14 protein-coding genes and 2 riboswitches are annotated in these 18,053 nt (G+C 47.9%); of the genes, 1 reads left to right on the top strand and 13 read right to left on the bottom strand.

The window, feature by feature from the left end; translation table 11 throughout:
- Window positions 1–2: 2 nt before the first annotated feature.
- The 6 genes from ACTHRH_RS06880 to ACTHRH_RS06855 all read right to left on the bottom strand — a co-directional run bounded on the left by ACTHRH_RS06880 (window position 3) and on the right by ACTHRH_RS06855 (window position 7,647).
- The gene (locus ACTHRH_RS06880) at window positions 3–1,481 is read right to left on the bottom strand and encodes an asparagine synthase-related protein (protein WP_440414736.1); all 1,479 of its coding nucleotides are present in this window, start codon (window positions 1,479–1,481) and stop codon (window positions 3–5) included.
- Window positions 1,478–2,725 (bottom strand): oligosaccharide flippase family protein, encoded by a 1,248-nt coding sequence (locus ACTHRH_RS06875; protein ID WP_144936310.1) that lies wholly within the window; start codon window positions 2,723–2,725, stop codon window positions 1,478–1,480. The genes ACTHRH_RS06880 and ACTHRH_RS06875 overlap by 4 nt, the downstream gene beginning before the upstream one ends.
- Before the next feature lie 387 nt (window positions 2,726–3,112).
- Window positions 3,113–3,805, bottom strand: coding sequence for a CpsD/CapB family tyrosine-protein kinase (locus tag ACTHRH_RS06870; protein WP_144936307.1), 693 nt, complete (start codon window positions 3,803–3,805; stop codon window positions 3,113–3,115).
- Window positions 3,780–4,538, bottom strand: a complete 759-nt coding sequence (locus tag ACTHRH_RS06865; RefSeq protein ID WP_144936304.1) for a YveK family protein — start codon at window positions 4,536–4,538, stop codon at window positions 3,780–3,782. The genes ACTHRH_RS06870 and ACTHRH_RS06865 overlap by 26 nt, the downstream gene beginning before the upstream one ends.
- A gap of 14 nt (window positions 4,539–4,552) precedes the next feature.
- Window positions 4,553–6,370, bottom strand: a complete 1,818-nt coding sequence (locus tag ACTHRH_RS06860; RefSeq protein ID WP_144936301.1) for a polysaccharide biosynthesis protein — start codon at window positions 6,368–6,370, stop codon at window positions 4,553–4,555.
- An 884-nt stretch (window positions 6,371–7,254) separates the two neighbouring features.
- Window positions 7,255–7,647, bottom strand: a complete 393-nt coding sequence (locus ACTHRH_RS06855) for a hypothetical protein (protein ID WP_144936298.1) — start codon at window positions 7,645–7,647, stop codon at window positions 7,255–7,257.
- A gap of 413 nt (window positions 7,648–8,060) precedes the next feature.
- Window positions 8,061–8,143, bottom strand: a riboswitch (cyclic di-GMP riboswitch).
- Window positions 8,144–8,351: 208 nt separating this feature from the next.
- Between ACTHRH_RS06855 and ACTHRH_RS06850 the strand changes: the two genes are divergently transcribed.
- The gene (locus tag ACTHRH_RS06850; protein WP_144936295.1) at window positions 8,352–8,534 is read left to right on the top strand and encodes a hypothetical protein; all 183 of its coding nucleotides are present in this window, start codon (window positions 8,352–8,354) and stop codon (window positions 8,532–8,534) included.
- Between the two features lie 77 nt (window positions 8,535–8,611).
- On the opposite strand, the gene ACTHRH_RS06845 is transcribed toward ACTHRH_RS06850, so the two are convergent.
- From ACTHRH_RS06845 to ACTHRH_RS06815, 7 genes are all read right to left on the bottom strand, one after another.
- Entirely contained in the window at window positions 8,612–11,023 is a 2,412-nt protein-coding gene (locus ACTHRH_RS06845; protein ID WP_186328335.1) for a putative bifunctional diguanylate cyclase/phosphodiesterase, read from the bottom strand.
- A 4-nt stretch (window positions 11,024–11,027) separates the two neighbouring features.
- Window positions 11,028–12,221 (bottom strand): beta-ketoacyl-[acyl-carrier-protein] synthase family protein, encoded by a 1,194-nt coding sequence (locus ACTHRH_RS06840; RefSeq protein WP_186328334.1) that lies wholly within the window; start codon window positions 12,219–12,221, stop codon window positions 11,028–11,030.
- A 476-nt stretch (window positions 12,222–12,697) separates the two neighbouring features.
- Window positions 12,698–12,919: a hypothetical protein gene (locus ACTHRH_RS06835; protein WP_144936288.1), complete on the bottom strand. Its 222-nt coding sequence runs from the start codon at window positions 12,917–12,919 to the stop codon at window positions 12,698–12,700.
- 84 nt (window positions 12,920–13,003) lie between these two features.
- Window positions 13,004–13,087, bottom strand: a riboswitch (cyclic di-GMP riboswitch).
- A gap of 409 nt (window positions 13,088–13,496) precedes the next feature.
- Window positions 13,497–14,000, bottom strand: a complete 504-nt coding sequence (locus tag ACTHRH_RS06830) for a hypothetical protein (protein ID WP_440414731.1) — start codon at window positions 13,998–14,000, stop codon at window positions 13,497–13,499.
- A 313-nt stretch (window positions 14,001–14,313) separates the two neighbouring features.
- Window positions 14,314–15,612: an HAD-IIIC family phosphatase gene (locus ACTHRH_RS06825; RefSeq protein WP_379286816.1), complete on the bottom strand. Its 1,299-nt coding sequence runs from the start codon at window positions 15,610–15,612 to the stop codon at window positions 14,314–14,316.
- A complete protein-coding gene (locus ACTHRH_RS06820; RefSeq protein ID WP_379286818.1) occupies window positions 15,609–16,094 on the bottom strand; it encodes a GNAT family N-acetyltransferase in 486 nt (161 codons plus the stop codon). Before ACTHRH_RS06820 ends, ACTHRH_RS06825 begins: the two co-directional genes overlap by 4 nt.
- A gap of 33 nt (window positions 16,095–16,127) precedes the next feature.
- Complete coding sequence (locus ACTHRH_RS06815; protein WP_440414728.1) at window positions 16,128–17,294, bottom strand: bis-aminopropyl spermidine synthase family protein; 1,167 nt, start codon at window positions 17,292–17,294, stop codon at window positions 16,128–16,130.
- Window positions 17,295–18,053: the final 759 nt, after the last annotated feature.

The raw sequence follows: 18,053 nt of genomic DNA, 5'->3' as shown, positions 1-18,053 counted from the left end.
TATCACGCCTTATATTGGATACTCTTCCCTATTCGATAGGTTTTCTCATAAATTTTGGCCTTCAATTTGGGAATATCGATTATACTCCTCTTCACCCGCTGGCTGCGGCTCTGAAGTCCGTAATGGTTGACGAACAACGATAAGACCGTAATCCAGCTAAGGCGGTCGCCCAGCTTGGAATGGATGGCCTCGGGTTCTTTTCTCCATTCCTTGTACATAAAAGCCAACTGCTTCATATCAAATAAGTTTAATTTGTGCATTTGTTGATTAAACAGATGTTCTTCCATGAAATCCGAGCAATGCTTTCTCAACCATAACCCGTAATCATGATGCTTCTTGGACAAGGTGTCCCCCTCGCCATCTCCCCCGTATTTATTTCCCGTACGGGCCCAGGCAAGATCTAACAGTTTGGGCTCGATCATTTGCAGCAGCTCGAAATATATTTGGTCATTACGCACGGTGTGTCTATATTTCCACATTAAAGTAAAAACTTCTTTGGCGGTAAAAGCTTGATAGAAATGGGTCCAATTCATGATCAGGTTGGCCGCATTGCCCAGCATTCTTCGCAAATAATGTGCCTGCATCTCGTATTCGTTAAGCTGCTCGTAAGAAGCTTCCTTATATCTTGCTCTAAATTGGGCCAGCTCTTTCTTAAGCTCTGCATCGACGTCATTAAGAAGCTCCGTATTCAGCAGACTGTATCTTTCTCTGGGGCAATGCGGCTTCAGCCTTGAAGCGTGAACCGATGAATACTCGGCTCTCCCGATACTGTCTCCATAACTGCCGGCCAGAACAATGCTGTCCTTCCCCAATCGCTCGAACCAATTAAAACGATGCAAATGGGCAGGGCTGATTTCCGCGCCAAGCTTCACAGCGGCCAATTCAAAATTGGAAAGGAGATAGCTTTCGTTCAATTCCGCATAATGCCACTCCCATTGGAACAGCTCGCTAATTTTTTGCGCATACACAACATCCCGGCTATTGTTCTTCCCCCAAGTCACCGCATGAATGCGGCCCTGAATTTCCCCGTTTTTCTCCAATTGCCTAAGAATTGCGGCTACAACACGGCTATCCATCCCGCCGCTTAATAAGAGATAGATATGATCATAATTTTGGCACTGCTCCCTAATTTCCTTAGATAAAGCTGCGATTAATTGTTTGGCGATTTCCTTCGGCGGACTTTCTTCCAGATTATACGGCTCTACGCTGTGATGAACCAGCTCTCCGGAGGAGTGAAATTCGGTTAGCCAAGGCAAGCGAAACAAGTTCCGGATCAAGGTACGATCGCCGCAAATATACCCATAACATAGCATAGAGTAGACCGATGCCTCGTCTATTACTCTTTCTTCTTCCGATAGTAGGCTGACGGCAGACTGGCATTGATCCGAGTAATAGATCCCATCCTCTTTCTTAAACATATATGGGTACAATCCGCCCACATTATTCTGCATTAAAATTTGCCCATCCATCAGTTTTTTCATATTCCTACCTCAACTTGTCGGATATTTTTCAAGCCTTTATGAATCAACGTGGTGTAAAAGACCATGGAAACAAAAGCGGCAACAGCCAAAGTCCATGCAGCTCCATTCAATCCGTAATCTTTGATCAGCCATACGGAGCAAATAATCGTGACAACCAGCTTCGTAATGTGAATGGGGACCTGTGAAGTAAAAATCCTCATAGACGTGGCCCCGACTCCCAACGCGCTTCCCAGAAAAGAAAATAGAGAAATAAGCATTACCCATACAAATAAATCCGAATATACCGCATAGCTTTCCGTATAGACTAGTGTCAATATAGGTTCGCCAAACAGAACTGCGGCGGCAAGCCCAACCATTCCCAGAGCACCATTGACCAGCAGCACGAGCGCCAATAGTTTGACGAAAGCTCCCTTATTCCCGCTTGCGTAATATTTGGCTAAACGCGGACTTACCGTCTGGGAGATCGCTGTCGTAAACCTCGATGCCCCAACCAAAATGTAGGAAATCGCCCCGAATATCCCCAATTGTTCTATGCTTAAATAATTCTCAATAAAATATCTTGGAATATTCGTGCTCAACGCTCCCATCATCATGATGGCTCCCAAAGGCAGGGCCAGAAGAAACAGCCGCCATAGCTTGTTGTAATTAAACGTCAAATAGGGTTTGTCGATATACTTCATGGCATTAGGAAAATCATAAAACAGCATGACGAGAAGCCAACCCAGGACAAAACCTAGAATCGCCAGATAAAAATTGCGAGTAGCCCAGTAAAAGAGAACGAACAATAATAAACTTATCGCCCCTCTGGAAATCATGGACACGGCCACTTTATTCATCACTTCGTGTCTTTGCAGCAAACCATAGATGACATCGCTGATTCCTTCGATCATCTTGCTTATGGCAATTAGAAATATAATGATTTTCGCTTCGAAGGAATAATCGCTTAAGAATGAAACCGCTATGCAGACAAGCAGAGCCAGGAAAACTCCGATAACTCTTAAGGAAAAATAGTCTCTGAATTGGTAATCATCTCTGGCATCTGTAGCTTGAATCCCCCGTAATTGAAAGCTGAAAAACAGCATAATGGGAGTGGTGGCCGCAAGAGCTAATGTATAGTAGCCGACAAGCTCTTCGTTACCCAGCTTCGCCATGATGATCAGCATCAGCCACTGCAAAAAAGCGTATAGGAGATTTGCCGCAAACATCCATTTGAAATTTCTCTTCAATGATATTTTTTTGCCCATTTCTTATCCCTTTTCGTCAATTATTTTGTATAGATGATAAAACCTGAAGCTGTCTTTTGTTGTGTGAGAATTAACGTTAAAAGCAGAACCAAAACCGTTTGATGCTGTTTTTAACGTTAATTGGTTCATGCTGACATAGGGCATTCAACCCTTCCTCACATCATACCCTCGACGATTTACGTCTAAGGCGCCGGGCGCCCACAGCATGACCGAGTGCCTGCAGTGATAGAGGTGCAGCAGACTTTACCTGTTTCCTTGGCCTTCGCAGTTGGAAACCGCGAAATCGCCTTTATGTCGAAACGGTTATTTTTTATTAAAAAATTATTATTAAAAATATGTGAATACTTGGTATTGGGCGGACAGCAGGCCTCATTCCAACTGGTTCAGCTACTCTTCGGCCCCGTAGTAGTAATAATAGCTGTCCTCACTGCGGCGCTGATCGACGTTGTTCAGGACGACTCCCAGCATTCTGGCCTGCACCAGCTCAAGACTCGCCTTGGCTTTCAGTGCGGACTCCCTCTTAACCTTCCCCGAATCGATGACCATCAGGACCCCGTCGCTTTTGGCGGCAATCAGTTGGGCGTCCGTCACCACCAATACGGGAGGAGTATCCATCAGAATGACATCGTATTGGGTGCGAAGCTCCTCGAGAAGTGCGCTCAATCTCTTGGAGGAGAGCATCTCCGACGGATTGGGCGGAACCGGCCCGGAGGTGAGCAGATCCAGATTGTCTATATGCGTTTTCGCAATCACTTTGGCGAACGGGGACTGCCCGGCCAATACGCTCGTTAATCCCCATCGATTGGTCTTGACGAAGGTCTGGTGCATCGTCGGCTTGCGTAAATCCGCATCGATGACCAATACTTTCTTCTCAGCCTGTGCATACACTGTGGCCAGATTGGCCGTCGTCGTCGATTTTCCTTCTCCTGGCCCAGGCGAGGTAACCATAATGACTTGTATTTGATGATCGATCGACGAAAAATCGATATTCGTCCGCAGCGTCCGATAAGCTTCAGAAATCGGTGACTTCTTGTTGATATCGGCTATAATCGGTCTATTCTTGCTGTCCAAGCGTGACATGCGGCTCACCTGCCTGTTTGGGAATGGCGGAAGAAGCCACATTAATAACATCTTCCGGTTTCATTTTATTAATGATAGACAGTACCGGCAGACCCAGATGATGGTGAACATCTTTTTCTGTCCGGATCCGGTCATCGAGGTATTCAAGAAGGAATATCAGCCCTAGGGCCGCCATTAGCGAAACGACGAAGCTGATGGCAATATTCATTTTCACGTTAGGCTTGATAGGAGACGGATGACTCTGCGGCTTGGCTTCACTCAGAATGGAAACATTGTCTACGGACATAAGATTCACAATTTCCCTTTCGAAGACGTGAGAAATCGCATTCACCAGTTGAACCGCTCTTTCGTGGGAACCGTCTGTAATCGATACAGTCATCACCTGGGTGTTGTTGACCGAGCTGACCTTCACTCTGCGGATCAACTCCCCAGCCGTCACTCCAAGCTGTTCCTGTTCCTTCGCGACTATCTCCATAATATAGGGAGATTTAATAATTTCTTTGTAGGTATCGATAATCTTGATATGGAAATTGATTTCGCTTAGTCCCAATTGCTCCAAGGAAGCGGATGAATTCGTTTTATTCACAATTATTTTGGTGGAAGCCTGATACACCGGCTTCAGAAAGAAGTAGCTGACCACTCCGGTAATGATCGTAGCCAACAAGACTATCCCGACAAGCCACCAGATTCGTTTGCCAATTACCCGAATGTAATCGCGGATCTCTAGTTCCATGTTGCTCCTTTCCCTTACACCACAATTAGTTTCTTGGTTTGCTTTCGATTGGCCAACTGCAGCAGCCTATCCTGAATCACCAGCCGGTCCCACTTCTCATAATGCTGCAGAATCTCGGTAATCTCCGCCATCTCATCGCTCAAAGTAGCTTTGCCGATATAGATCTTGGGATGGACCTGCTCCTCATGAACTTCATTCTCGTTAAGAAGCTCTTCAAACAGCTTCTCCCCCGGGCGCATCCCGCTGAACTGGATGCCGATCTCGTCCAGATCATAGCCCGACAGCTTGATCAGATTCGTTGCGAGGTCGACGATTTTCACCGGTTTCCCCATGTCCAGGACGAAAATCTCCCCTCCCCGGGCGAGTGCTCCGGCCTGCAGGACGAGACGGCTGGCTTCGGGAATGGTCATAAAGTACCGGACCATATCGGGATGAGTAACGGTTACAGGACCTCCCTTGCGAATTTGTTCCTTGAAGAGGGGAATGACGCTCCCGCGGCTTCCCAGCACATTGCCGAAACGGACCGCCACGAACCGGGTACGGCTGCGGCCATCCAGCTCTTGAATGATCATTTCGGCAATCCGTTTGGACGCTCCCATGACGCTGGTCGGATTGACGGCTTTATCCGTGGAGATCATGACGAAGGTTTCCACCCCTGCCTCATGACTGGCCTCCGCCGTGTTTTTCGTGCCTATAATATTGTTCTTGATCGATTCTTCGGGATTCCGTTCCATTAACGGAACATGCTTATGCGCCGCCGCATGGAACACAACCCTGGGCTTATGCATCCTCATGATTCTGAACATCTTGGCCCGATCCTGAATGTCGGCAATTTCGGTAATTAACTCTATCGAATCTCCCACAATGGAGCGCAGCTCCATCTCAATCGTATAGATGCTGTTCTCGCCGTGTCCGAGCAGAATCAGCTTTCTTGGAGAGAAAACCGCAAGCTGTCGGCAAATCTCGGAGCCGATTGAGCCCCCGGCCCCGGTAACCAGAACCGTGCTGCCCGTAATATATTTGCGGATCGATTCCGTATCCAGCTCTACCGGATCCCTGCCCAGCAAATCCTCGACTTGAACATCGCGCATCTCATTGACGGATACCTTGCCCTCTACCAAATCCTCGAACATAGGAATAATCTGTACCTTGGCGCCAGTCCGGCTGCATTCCTGAACGATTTCGTTCAATTCTCTCTTCTTCAATGACGGTATGGCGATAACGATATTCGTAATGGAGAGCTTGTCCACCGTTTCCCTGATTTTGTCCCGCCCGCCAAGCACCGGCAAGCCTGCAATCTCGAACCGATGCTTCGTCTCATCGTCATCGATGAATGCCAGCGGATAGAGCTCCACATCCGGGTTCTGCATCAGCTGTCTGGCTACCAGCGTCCCGGCGGAACCGGCTCCGACAATCAAGGTTCGCTTGCGGTTGCCTATTCTATGGACAAATTTGTCGCGGTACATCCTCCAGGAGAAGCGAAGTCCGCCGATCAGGATCATGTGCATCATCCAGGTAATGAGCATGATCTTCCAGTAAATTTGTCCGGCCAGCAGTCCCTGAACCAGCATCGTGATCGCTGCAGAGAAAGTAACCGCTTTGAAAATCGAGAGCAGCTCCATGACGCTTGCGTATCTCCACACCTTTTTGTACAGCTTGTACCTATAGGCAAACAAATGATGGCATGTAAACAAAGTTGCTGCGCTAACCGCCAGTGTGTAGGAGAATGGGCTGAAGGAAGATGACGCAACATAATTGCTTACGTAAATCGCGAAGATGACGATGACAGAATCGATACCCATCAGCAGTATCAATCTTTTTGAATAACTCAATCCCTAATCCCTCCTTAGGAGCTTTTTCATAAAGAAGATCCTGCAGTGTTGTTATTAACCAAAACCGACAACAAGAAACAGACATGCCGCAAAATTCGTCTTAATCTCCTAAAGTTGATTCTTAGGACCCTATTAGTGTCCCGAATGAAATCCTTCATTCCGCAACCATTCTCCCGGTTCATACTACTAACCGGCAGTCGTCGGACATGCCGCTCGTCGCCGCCGCAGACGGATCGAAGTTGTGTTCCAACAAGAGATTCCGTAGGTATCCTTTCAAAGATGCTGTCGAATCCATGCCATTTCATAACAATCTCTTCCGGCGTTCATGCCCGAGGGACTTTCTGAAGGAGCTTACTCACAGACTGCTTCCTGGCCAGACCGTTAATTCTCTACAAAGAGATTAACCGGAATGGCCTCCCTGCCTTGTTGTCTCTTGTCAACAGATGTCGGCTTGTCCGGGACCATGCTATCCGGTTCGACCTAATTAGCTCGACCGGAGAGCTAACAACCGCTTTATTTCCAAGATTATACATAGGGAATAAAAAGCTCACAAGCTACAAACAGACTATAGTAGCTCCGATAGAAATTAGTTCCGCTGGCATAAACTAGGATGTGTTCCCATCAATAATTAATCGAAAAATCCATAAATCGTAGAGCGTTAGTCACGTTTTTTGTTGAAAACCTGTGACTGCGTTGTCTTAAATCCATGTAGAAAATTGTTGAGTAATCTTATTAAATTAATAAGAACTTTACATAAGTCTTCTCAAAGACGTCTTCGCAGCCAACATAATCCCACAAAATGGAGCCCAATTGTTAGATTCCTATCCCGGATGCTATTCGGGGACCAGACATTCAGCAGCGTTTCCAAACAAAAAAACATGCCTCTAAGGCATGTTTCGATAAAGCAATTTCCGAAAATTGATTTTATTGCTGTCTCCTGATTTAAGCAGGTCTCTGTTCCTGGCCCAGATTTGGTAATGGGAAGCGCATAGACCTCTGGCCCGATGTTTTTTGCCGCAGTTCTCGACCGTACATATACGGATAACTTCACGCACATGATTCGGATCGCCATGCTTTCTCCATCTGGCATAATGTACAGAACAATAGCCTTTGCATTTGGCCGGCTCCCCGCAGTCCTTCACTTTGCAAATCTTCATGATTTGCTGTTTCAGCACTAACGGATCGCCATTTCTCCACCATCTCTGGTGATGCATAGAGCATAGCCCTCTCGCCTTCAACGGCTTGTCACACCCCGGGATGGTACACTTTCTATTCATCATCTCACCTTCTGTTCCTTTTGTCCTTTTACTGCGGATGAAGCTATGCCTGCCTGCTTGATTTCACAACCCGTTGCCCTGTCTGCCGGTCTCGCTCTAAATTTTCTGCCCTATGTACAGCCGGGATAAGCGATCCGCTCTCTTTATAGAGAACGGCAGCAGCCTAAGGGATCGGTTCATTCTTGATTAAGCAGCGGCTAATTAATACTTCACGCCAGGTTCGGACGTCCCATCTTAAGTTAATCCTCAGATTCCTTATACAATTTATGAATGAATTACCACAGGAGTTGAAATCCGATGATAAAGGCGTTCCAAACCTTCTACTTAATTCCTTTCCCCATGCTTCAAGGACATACGAACTAAAGCTTGTTTGCCCCTTTGAAACAAAAAACCATCTTTCGTCATGATATATGACAAAAGATGGTCGGTTGCACTACTAGCTCCATCTATTCCAAGTGCCCAGATACAGAATAGACTTCAAAACTCCCAATCAGGTAAAGGATATTAAGTTATACATTATTTTAACAGTTGTCTCCATTATATAGCAAATCGGAAACAATTTTTGTCGAATTATGAGGAATTTAATTAAAAATTTTAACTTTTTTTGCGTGACATACTCTTCTATCAAGCTGTCATATACTTAGGATGGTCAAGGCATTATCATTACAGAGATGGAGCGGTGATCCAAAGTGAAGAGATATGTATTGCAAAAGCTAACAGTGGGCCATACCAACCGTGGAATGTGGATCACGATGATGGAAAGCAATCACAAAAAGGCGCTTCTCAACTTCCTGGGCTGGAATTACCGGGTTGTGGACCGAATCACCAGGGAGGAAGTGGCCAGCTCCGATACGTATCAGCATTCTTCCGACCAAGCAGTCATCTGATCCGGCTCCTTATATAGGACCAGACGACTGCATCTGCATTGCTTTCCTTATGGAAACTCGGCAAGGGGATGGCGCGCTCAGCGCCTTAACATCCCCTTCCGTTCCAGCTGGGCGGCCTGCAAAGGCCGGCTGATCAGAAATCCCTGGATTTCGTCACAGCCATTCCCCGCCAGCCAATTCAACTGCTCTTCGGTTTCCACACCTTCGGCTATTACCTTAAGGTTCAATTTATGGGCCATGGATATGATGCTGGTAATGATTTCAGCATTCTCAACACTTGTGTTCAGATCCCGGATGAACGACCGGTCAATCTTAAGCTTATGCACAGGCAGCTTATTAAGATAGCTGAGGGACGAATAGCCTGTCCCGAAATCATCAATGGAAAGCTGCACCCCGAGACTTCTCAGCTCCGCCAGTTTGCGCACGAAGTAGTCGGCACCCTGCACCGCCATATTTTCCGTTATTTCCAGCTCGAGGCACGCAGGATCCATACCTGTCTCCTCCAGCACCTCTTCAATCATCCCCATCAATCGTTCATCCCGGAATTGGCGGGGGGACAAATTAACGGATACCCGAACAGGCAGGTAACCGGCTTTCCGCCAGGCTACATTTTGCAAACAAGCCATTCGCAGCGCCCACTTCCCTAACGGAACAATCAGCCCGCTTTCCTCCGCGATCGGGATGAATTCAGAAGGAGAAATAATTCCTAATTCCCGATGATCCCACCGCAGAAGTGCTTCCACTCCCGTCAGTAAACCGGTGGCGACATTTACCTGCGGCTGATAGACCACCATACACGACTCGAATCCCCCTTTCTCCAATGCTTTATGCATTTCCTTCTCGAGCAGCACTCTCCTCATGTTCGTTTCGTTCATATCCGGCGTATAGAACTGATAATGATTTTTCCCCTTTTCCTTAGCGCGGTACATCGCGGTATCCGCATTTCGAATCAGCGTTTCGACATCATCCCCGTCCTCCGGGTATATGCTTATCCCTATGCTGGTTGAGACATAAAGCTCAAGACCGTCCAGCCAATAAGGCTTATCGAATACATTTAGAATGGCATTGGCAATTTGTATAGCATCCTCCCGGGTGGCATCCTTCAATATAATATTGAATTCATCCCCTCCACGCCGCGATACGGTATCCGATGGCCGCAGACACTTCTGCAGCCGTTCGGCTACAAGCTTAAGGAGCAGGTCCCCCGTAGTATGGTTGAACGTATCGTTGATCAGCTTGAACCGGTCCAGATCGAGGAACATCACCGCGAGCCGCCCCGGCTCCGAGGTGGTGATCGCTTCTGCCAACCGATTGTTATACAGCAGCCGGTTAGGCAGCCCGGTCAATGAATCATGATACGCCAGATTTATAATTTGCTCTTGGTATCTCTTGTAGTCTGTTATATCCGTTGCGATACAGAGAAGCTGCTTGCCCCCGCTGGTATGGATCGGCATCTTGGAGACCCGGACCCATTTCAAATGACCTTGCGCGTCTACAAACTTCTCCTCCAGGCCGACGGTTTCCTCCATTCCTTCCAGAAGCCGGCGGTCGCGATCCCAGATACCGAAAGAGGAAGAGCCGCTAATGGCGGACAACTCCCTCTCATTGCAGCCGATCAGTTCGTCCGGACTTTTGCCATACAAGCGGGCCATGGCCAGATTAGCCAGGGAGAAATTTCCCTGCGAATCCTTCGCATAAATATAGTTGGGATTCATATCGATCATCTTGCGCAGAAATTCCTTCTGCCCTAGTAATTCCGTATTCATATCCTGTATCGTATTTGCGTTCATCCGGTTATAGACGGCGAAGATCGTAATGGAGAATATCATCACCGCAATCCCGCTCGGATACAATCCCTTGTCCTCTGCCAGGTTAAAGACTCCTACTATTCCTGCCAGGAAGGAGACAACGCAGAAGACCAGGAAGAAAAAGCGCATATGACGATTGATTACGGAACGGCTGATAACGAGACAAAGGATCAAGCTGCACAAAAAGATTACAAGAACTACCGCGATCAGAAATTGGAACTCACCGTAGATCGGGTATAAATATTTGGCATTTTGCGGATGCTCCACATAATAAAGCTTCTCGATTCCCTTGGAACTCCAGCCCAGCAGATAGACAATAAAAGAAAACGCATAATAGATCAATATAAACCGGATGCTTACCAAATGTTCGACTAATCTGCCGAAACGGCGTTTGACAGTCTTGGGCCCTTCCAGATCATGATAAACAATGTGGGCTATATATAAGGAAGCCGGCCCCAGCATAATAAAACCAAAGCGAAAAAACCGGAACAACCTGTCGATTTGTTCCGGGGTCCACCATTCATATCCATATAGAATGGCCACATCCAACTGCCAGACGCTGATAAACAGCATAAAAATGAAGAACCCTCTGGCTAATCGGGTTTTCCTGAATGTAAATACTGTAGCCACACCGAGAAATAGCGGTACGACAGCAAAAGCGATCATTGTAATAAAAAGCATCCGCTTAATTCGCTCCTTGAGAATTAGACAGTAGAAGACATGTGTTGTTCCCGCCGTACCCATGAGTTGTTATCGCTACATGATTCACTGTTTCATACCGGACCGACTTCACGATGGGAAGGTCTTCGTAGCCATCCCCCTCTGTCTTGATCGTTGGCGGTATAAATCCGTACTCCATGGATAGAAGAGCCGATATGACTTGCAGGCTGCCGATCGAGGCGAAGGAGTGTCCGATATTTCCTTTAATAGAAGTAATCGGAACCGATGAGCCGAACAGAGCGCGATGCGTAATGGCCTCCACCTGGTCGTTAACTTTCATTCCCAGAGCTTGACTATTCACATAGGTCGGTTGAATACCTCCAACGGCTCCCTTCATCGCAGCGATCATATTCTGTCCTGTCGTATCCGACTCGAAGATGGATAGGCCATCATTGTTGCTATGAATTCCCGTCAGCACTCCGTATATTCGGGCTCCCCGCCTCTTGGCGCGGCTCTCCAGCTCCATAACCAGAACCGCCGCTGCTTCAGAGACGACAAAACCGTCGCTCCTCAGGGAGAAGGGCACTCCGGCACTGGAAATATCGGTCTCTCGTGACATAGCGCCTAATCTCATGAAACTGTATACGCTGCCAACCGTAATTGGCGCGTCCGATCCGCCGACAATGCAGATTTCGCACTGCCCGCTCTCCAGAAGCAGCTTCCCCATCATCATCGCATCGACTCCGGCGGTACAGCCAGTGCTCAGGGTGAAGGCTTGGCCCTTTATACCCAAGTGCTGGGAGATCGCAGCCGTAATGCTGTGCGGGTTGCCGGCTCCGGCGCCGGAGATCGGAAACTTCCGGTACTGCCGACTGCCGCTGATAAGCGCGTATTCCTCAATCTCCTTCAATCCCCCGACGGATGTTCCCATGATAATGCCCGCTTGCTGCTCGTCTCCCTTGAGTCCGGCCATTTCGGCAGCCTCCTCCGAGGCGGCAATGGCCATTCGGGCCACACGTGGATAATATCGATATTTGCGATCGGGAAGTGAAATCAGCTCATCATCAATTCTGCCGCAAATGATGTCAGATCCATTAGGTCCCAAGCCGGAAACGATCTGTTGTGTACAAACCCCGTTCTCTAATATATCCCTGAAATGAATTTTATTACCAATACCAGGAGCTTTTAATCCATAGCCCGTTATAACAACTCGATCCAATGCCATTAACCTCCGCGTTTAATTGAAGTGCTGCTGCGAATAAACTATTGATTATTAGGGCTTATATCCTGATATAAGAGCTGTACACCGGATTAGGCTCTTTCTCTATATACCGGAAACTTTGATTACGGAAGTAAACCTATTCAGTTAACACAATCATCGGATCAAAGCTTGCAGCGTCCATCTGGTCCGTATCGGAATCTTCCCTATTGCTCCCCGCCTGATGATTTCTGTCAGAGCATGTCAATCCGCCAGCCATTCATTGCTCGCAACCCGTTACATTGTTCCGGCGGAATTGGCTTCATAGTTCCTCCAGGCTATGTAAAGGTCTTCAAAGAAAGGAATATGGAAGCAGATCGTCAACCCCGAAGCCATACGGATTCGCATAACCGATGATGACCATCCTGATTTACTGCAGTTATTAGATAATATAGATGAAGCAGCTATTACATAATATAGAAGATATTCTACATAACTTATAATAATCCTTTTTTATCCTGCGAACATTTTGAAAAATCCAGTCGAAATTGATAGAACTCTCTAGGATATGCCCGGCTGTTAATTTTCACGGTATTGGCCGTCACCCACTCCACCTCGCCTCCGGAATCGATCAGATGATCCTTATCCCAGATAGAGACACGCTGTTTGGTTATGAGCGCCAGTACAAAATCACTATCGTTCTTAATGTACCGATTCAAAAAATCACCTTCCGAATAGTCATATTTTCAGCCTCACGGTTTTGATAGGGGCCAAAAAAAACACAAAACCACCTCTCAATTAAAATGAAAGATGGTCGGTTGCACTACTAGCTCCATCTATCCCAAGTGCCCACATAAGGAATAGACTTCAACGCTCCCCTATACAATTTTTCAGGTCGGTAATCCTTGATGATGTTAATATTTTTAATAATCTACCTCTATTATATAATGATTTCCAGTTTTGAAAACCCAAAATATTATTGCGCTTTCATAGGATTTGACAAAGTTTTTTTATCAGCGTCAAAAGTCTCTTGTTTTGGCGAAAAACGTAAATTAATCGCTTGGAAATTACGACTTAAGGCTGTCTGTTCCGGTGATGTCCGTTTAGTCCAAAAGTGGTCTTTAAGTTCTTCAGAACTAGAATTTGGCCGCTATTTATTTTGCTAAAATATGGCCTGTTTCCTATTTTTCGGATTCACTGCGGCTGCCCTTGCCCGAAAATATTAAAGCGGCTTACTCAGGGAAGCCGCATGAATAATGCATAGATGGCAAGCCACAACGGAACGGGCCGGGCGGCCTATATGCTTTCCGCGTTTTTCTTCTGGTCATACGAAAGCACATAGGGAAGGTGATAGACGTAAGTCCCATTCTCGGCGATCTTCAAATGAGCGAATCCCTGCTCTCTTAAAGACTCCAAATATTGCTTCGCTACTTCCAGCGAGAACTCGGATCCCAAGGCAATATCTGCAGGAGTGACGAGACCGTCCTGGGATACGGCAATGGCCAGCACGATTTTCTCCAATTGCTGATCCTTGGAGGGGTCATAATCCGGCTCCGGCAGGTCATATTTTGTTTTCTTCAGATGACCGAGAATATAGAGGGCAACGCCGAGCGGAAGAATCCCGAACAGAAGAATCATAATGAGAAATAACCCGATTTCATCCACTCCGTTCGTCAGCATAACAATAAAGCAAAGAATACTCCAAATAATCATTAATACAGCGGCAGTTTTTAATAGAGCCCGTTTTGTCTTGAACCACAATCTTCTGACCAACAGATTGCTGTCTCTGTCTTTCTTCATGACCGTAAACCTCACTCAGTTTTTATTAGCCACGCGAAACGCGGCAAATGGAAATATTTGGACCCGCCCCAAATTAGGCCAAAATTCCTTGTCTCCGTGAATGACCTACTCTCCTTTTCATTTAATCATGTTACGCCGCCAATTGAAACCATTTCTTTGTCTTTTTTCGATAAATAGACGGAGATACAGATGAAGCACCCCGGCATCCGAACTGAACGACCGCGTAAAATCTTTCCGCTCGGGCCGGACTTATAGTTTGCTTCCCGTAAAGGGAGGAAAGGGAATCAAAGGTGAAATCGCCGTTTTGAAGTCCCTAGTTGAGCTTCGCTTCAATAAAGCGGACCACGTTTCCGACAGTTGACAAGGACTCCAGCAGCAGATCGTCTTCATCGAAAACGACCCGGAATTCATTCTCCAGCTCCGCAATCAGTTGAACGGCCGTCACCGAATCCAGAATCCCGCGGCCGCCCAGCAGCACGGTCTCCGGTCCGACCTCCGGCCGCCCCCATAGCTTGGCTACCAAGCTGATCACTCTTCGCTCCACCTCATCGCCGTTCCTCTCTTCCACTGGTTCTGTCGCTTTGCGCGGGCTGTGAACATGGATCCAATCCGGCGTCAGATAAGAAACAGGCAGCGGCAATCCGTACACGGAAAAGTCATCCTTCCTCTCCTGGAGGGTGAATCCAAGCAGCTTCAGCAGCATTAAGGCCGGGCGGTTCCGGCTTTCCGATTTATACCCGCAGCGCACCTCCCGCAGCTCAGGATGATCGAGCTGAAGAAGTTCCAGCACGGTCCCCAGGAAGGCATTTCCAATCCCGCGCCCTTCTATCCGGCAGGAAATGCAGAACAAGCGAATTTCCGCCAGCCCCTCCTCCAGCAGATCCAGCATAGCTACCGCGACAATGCCGTGGTCACCGAATCGGTCCTTGAGCTCCGCCACATATAGCCTCTTATCTCCCATTTCCATATAATTACGCACAACGTCCTGCGAGACCCTTTCGAGCCCATTGTTCCATTGATTCGTTCGTGCGGCCAATTCATAGACCCTGGCCAAATCCTGCTGGCGGGCCGGGCGTACCATCAATTCCATGGAGCAGGAACGCAGGAACTCTTCCCGCATACCGGGAAACTGTCTCTCTGCGTCCTCCCGCTCAGCCCGGATCAGCATCAGCTCCCTTCGTCTCCCGGCTTCACCCGTTATGGCCGGAGCTTGAAACTCCGGAAAATCAGGAAGCTGCCCATAGACACCGGCTTCATACACGGCCAACCCCGGCAAGCAGGCCCGGGCTTCCTCCCGCTCGAAAGGATTATCATCGATGAAGGCGGCGGCATCCATCCCAATGTTCAACCGGCTCACGATTCGGCGTATTCCTTCCGCTTTGGGCGCCCATCCTATTTGCGGATAGATGAAATAATGGGCGAGCCCCAGCTCCTTCAGCTTCTCCATCGCGTCCTCATGATCATTGCGGCTGGCAATGCTGAGCAGCACGCCGCGCTCATCCAAGCTCCGGAGCACTTCAATGATCCCCGGCCGCAAGGTCACCCTGCGATCCTCGGACAGAGTTCCCTCCCATAACGTATCGTCCAAATCCCAGATCAGGCATTTGATCATTCCGACATCCCCCCATCCTCCGCAGGATTGGGCGGATTATCCATTACATATTCCATCGTCAGATGAGTAGGCTCGAACCCATAATTTTTGTACAGCACCCTCATCGGAAGATTGCTTACATGGACATGCCCGACAATACGCTTCGCCCCTTGCTCTCTGCAGAGCCGCATCCCTGCATCCAACAAAGCCTCGGCACAGGCGGATCCCCGGTAAGGCTCGGCAATATAGAAGCTTTTGAACATAATATATTTCTCCTTGGTGACGAAATTAACCTTGGGGGTCATCCAGAGCCAGCCGGCCGACTGTCCCTCCATCTCTGCCACCAGCATCCCCTGCTGTTCCTGGGGAATGGCCTTGGCCAGCTTGCGGCGGTGGAATTCCAGATCCGTTACCGCCTCACTGCCGAAGGAAATCACCGAAATCTCTTTCTCGTATTCTGCTATAATCTCTAGATCGCTCTCTTGTATGGTACGTATTTTCATATTCTGTTTTTCCTCCCCGGAGTATCCAATCCGTTATATTGACTTCTTTTCCTTAAGCTCGAACGTTGCATGGCTGCAGCGGGGGCAGCCTTTGTTTTTCAACTCTTCAATCGTCTTATAGCTCCCTTGAATCCCGACCAGGATCGGTTCCCCGCACTGCTTGCACCCGTAAGTGCGCATAGTCCTCCTGACCTCTCCGGTATAGATCGCATCCTCGAAACGACCGCTAATATCGGGGCGAGTATGCTCCGTTGACTTCAGAATGAACATTTGTCCGCGGTTTCCGATCATCTCGGCTCCCTCGTATTCATTAAAGGAGGGAATTGTTTCACTGACGGTCAAGCCCATCTGAATGAATTCACGCTGCATGGCCAGCATGAAGTCGGGTGACTTATGAGCGAAAGAGAAGAACACAGGCAGCCCCTTCCCCGGCTTCAATGCGCTAATTCCCCGCGAGAGAAAAAGAACCATTCCCTGCAAAGTATAAGACGGATCGGTGAAGAAGCAATCGTATTGCCCGTACAGCTTCTCCGGCAGAGGCTCGCGCAAATCAGCGTGATGACAGGTGATCGGCAGATTTTCCCTCTCTGCTATATCACTAATATAACTTAAAAATCGCTCGTCAATATCAACAACATCGATCATACCCTTCGGCCCGGAGGCTGACGGAAACAGTCTTTTGAGCAAAAAGCCAAGCGACACGCTGACAAGATCGTCATCGCCTACGCATAATATTTTTTTACCTATGAGAGTATGGTTTCTCAAGCATAGAACCGCCCGGCTCAAGCTGGTCTCCAAGGTGCATTTGGATTGATCGATCTGCACATTAACCTGCGGACGGCCATGGAAGCATTCCTGCAGCATCGCCAGAAGCTCGGCCAATTCCGATTTCCAATCGAATTCCTTCTCCATGAGCCTCAGATACAGCCGCTTATCGATTCCCTCGTACTTCCGTTCTCGCTCAATATAAGCTTGGCCTGCCGGAGTACAATGAACTCCGCGCTCCTGCTGCAAGGCTCCCGCACGGATCAATTCCTTCTTGATGGCGGCCGCAACGGGAAGCGGAAGCAAAGTTTTTCTCGCCAACTCCTTCGTAGAAATTCCCGGTCTTAAATAGCATTCCAGGAAAAGCTGCTCGATCACCCGGATTCCTTCCTGCAATTGTACATGGGCACTGGCTTCATTTATATAATCCTTCATGGTTATAACCTCTCTTACTTTCAAAATAGGTAGAACTACCTGCAAAGTGACATATGGCCTCCGAAGCGTATCCGTCCGCAACCTGAAAGGGCGGCGTCTAAATCTTCCTCTAACGCGGTCGCTCTTCTTGCTTACTTTGCGGGGAGCCTCGAACATTCCCCACAAAGTGACGCTCGGCCTTCGAAGCGTATCCGTCCGACACCCTGAAAGGGTCGGCTTCTAAACCTTCCTCTAAACGCGGTCGCTCTTCTTGCTTTGCTTCGATAATGGTTTATACATTGCTTTGAGGGGAGCCCCGAAACATAAAAAAACAGAGGATGAACATAAGCGTTCACCCTCTGCCCGAATCGGCTTATCGCGAAAGAAAAGGATGGAAATCCTTACACTTCTCCCGCAAAATAAGCAACAGTAAAGCCGTGCTCAAGAAGCACGGCTCTCCGTTATCCGTTAGGTATGGTAGATGACCGTTGTTCTTAACTAATGGGTCCTCCCACGAATCCATACGGAAATAAACCACCTCAAATGCGCGAATTTCACCCGTCAAACGAACAGACAGTAAAAAGACGTCGCACAGAAATATCAGAACGGAAAAGAACCAGCCTGTCTTGCCCTGATATTGTGGTATCCCTCATGGAAATGGAAGAGACCTTATGAAATTGATTAGTTAAGAACAACCGCCGACATCAAGACATCCCCTATATTTTGAAAGTTGCTCTAATTATAGTTCAAAGAAAGCGGGAAAGCAAGCGCTGTTAACGA

The sequence above is a fragment of the Paenibacillus sp. SAFN-117 genome (assembly GCF_051966115.1).
GTDB lineage: Bacteria > Bacillota > Bacilli > Paenibacillales > NBRC-103111 > Paenibacillus_L > Paenibacillus_L residui.
Note: the sequence above shows the minus strand (reverse complement) of the source record. Positions and strands in the feature narration are given on the sequence as shown.

Coding starts and splice junctions, on each gene's coding strand:
- ACTHRH_RS06880 (WP_440414736.1), bottom strand. CDS start 1,481: ATGAAAAAACTGATGGATGGGCAAATTTTAATGCAGAATAATGTGGGC.
- ACTHRH_RS06875 (WP_144936310.1), bottom strand. CDS start 2,725: ATGGGCAAAAAAATATCATTGAAGAGAAATTTCAAATGGATGTTTGCG.
- ACTHRH_RS06870 (WP_144936307.1), bottom strand. CDS start 3,805: ATGTCACGCTTGGACAGCAAGAATAGACCGATTATAGCCGATATCAAC.
- ACTHRH_RS06865 (WP_144936304.1), bottom strand. CDS start 4,538: ATGGAACTAGAGATCCGCGATTACATTCGGGTAATTGGCAAACGAATC.
- ACTHRH_RS06855 (WP_144936298.1), bottom strand. CDS start 7,647: ATGAATAGAAAGTGTACCATCCCGGGGTGTGACAAGCCGTTGAAGGCG.
- ACTHRH_RS06845 (WP_186328335.1), bottom strand. CDS start 11,023: ATGCTTTTTATTACAATGATCGCTTTTGCTGTCGTACCGCTATTTCTC.
- ACTHRH_RS06830 (WP_440414731.1), bottom strand. CDS start 14,000: ATGAAGAAAGACAGAGACAGCAATCTGTTGGTCAGAAGATTGTGGTTC.
- ACTHRH_RS06825 (WP_379286816.1), bottom strand. CDS start 15,612: ATGATCAAATGCCTGATCTGGGATTTGGACGATACGTTATGGGAGGGA.
- ACTHRH_RS06820 (WP_379286818.1), bottom strand. CDS start 16,094: ATGAAAATACGTACCATACAAGAGAGCGATCTAGAGATTATAGCAGAA.
- ACTHRH_RS06815 (WP_440414728.1), bottom strand. CDS start 17,294: ATGAAGGATTATATAAATGAAGCCAGTGCCCATGTACAATTGCAGGAA.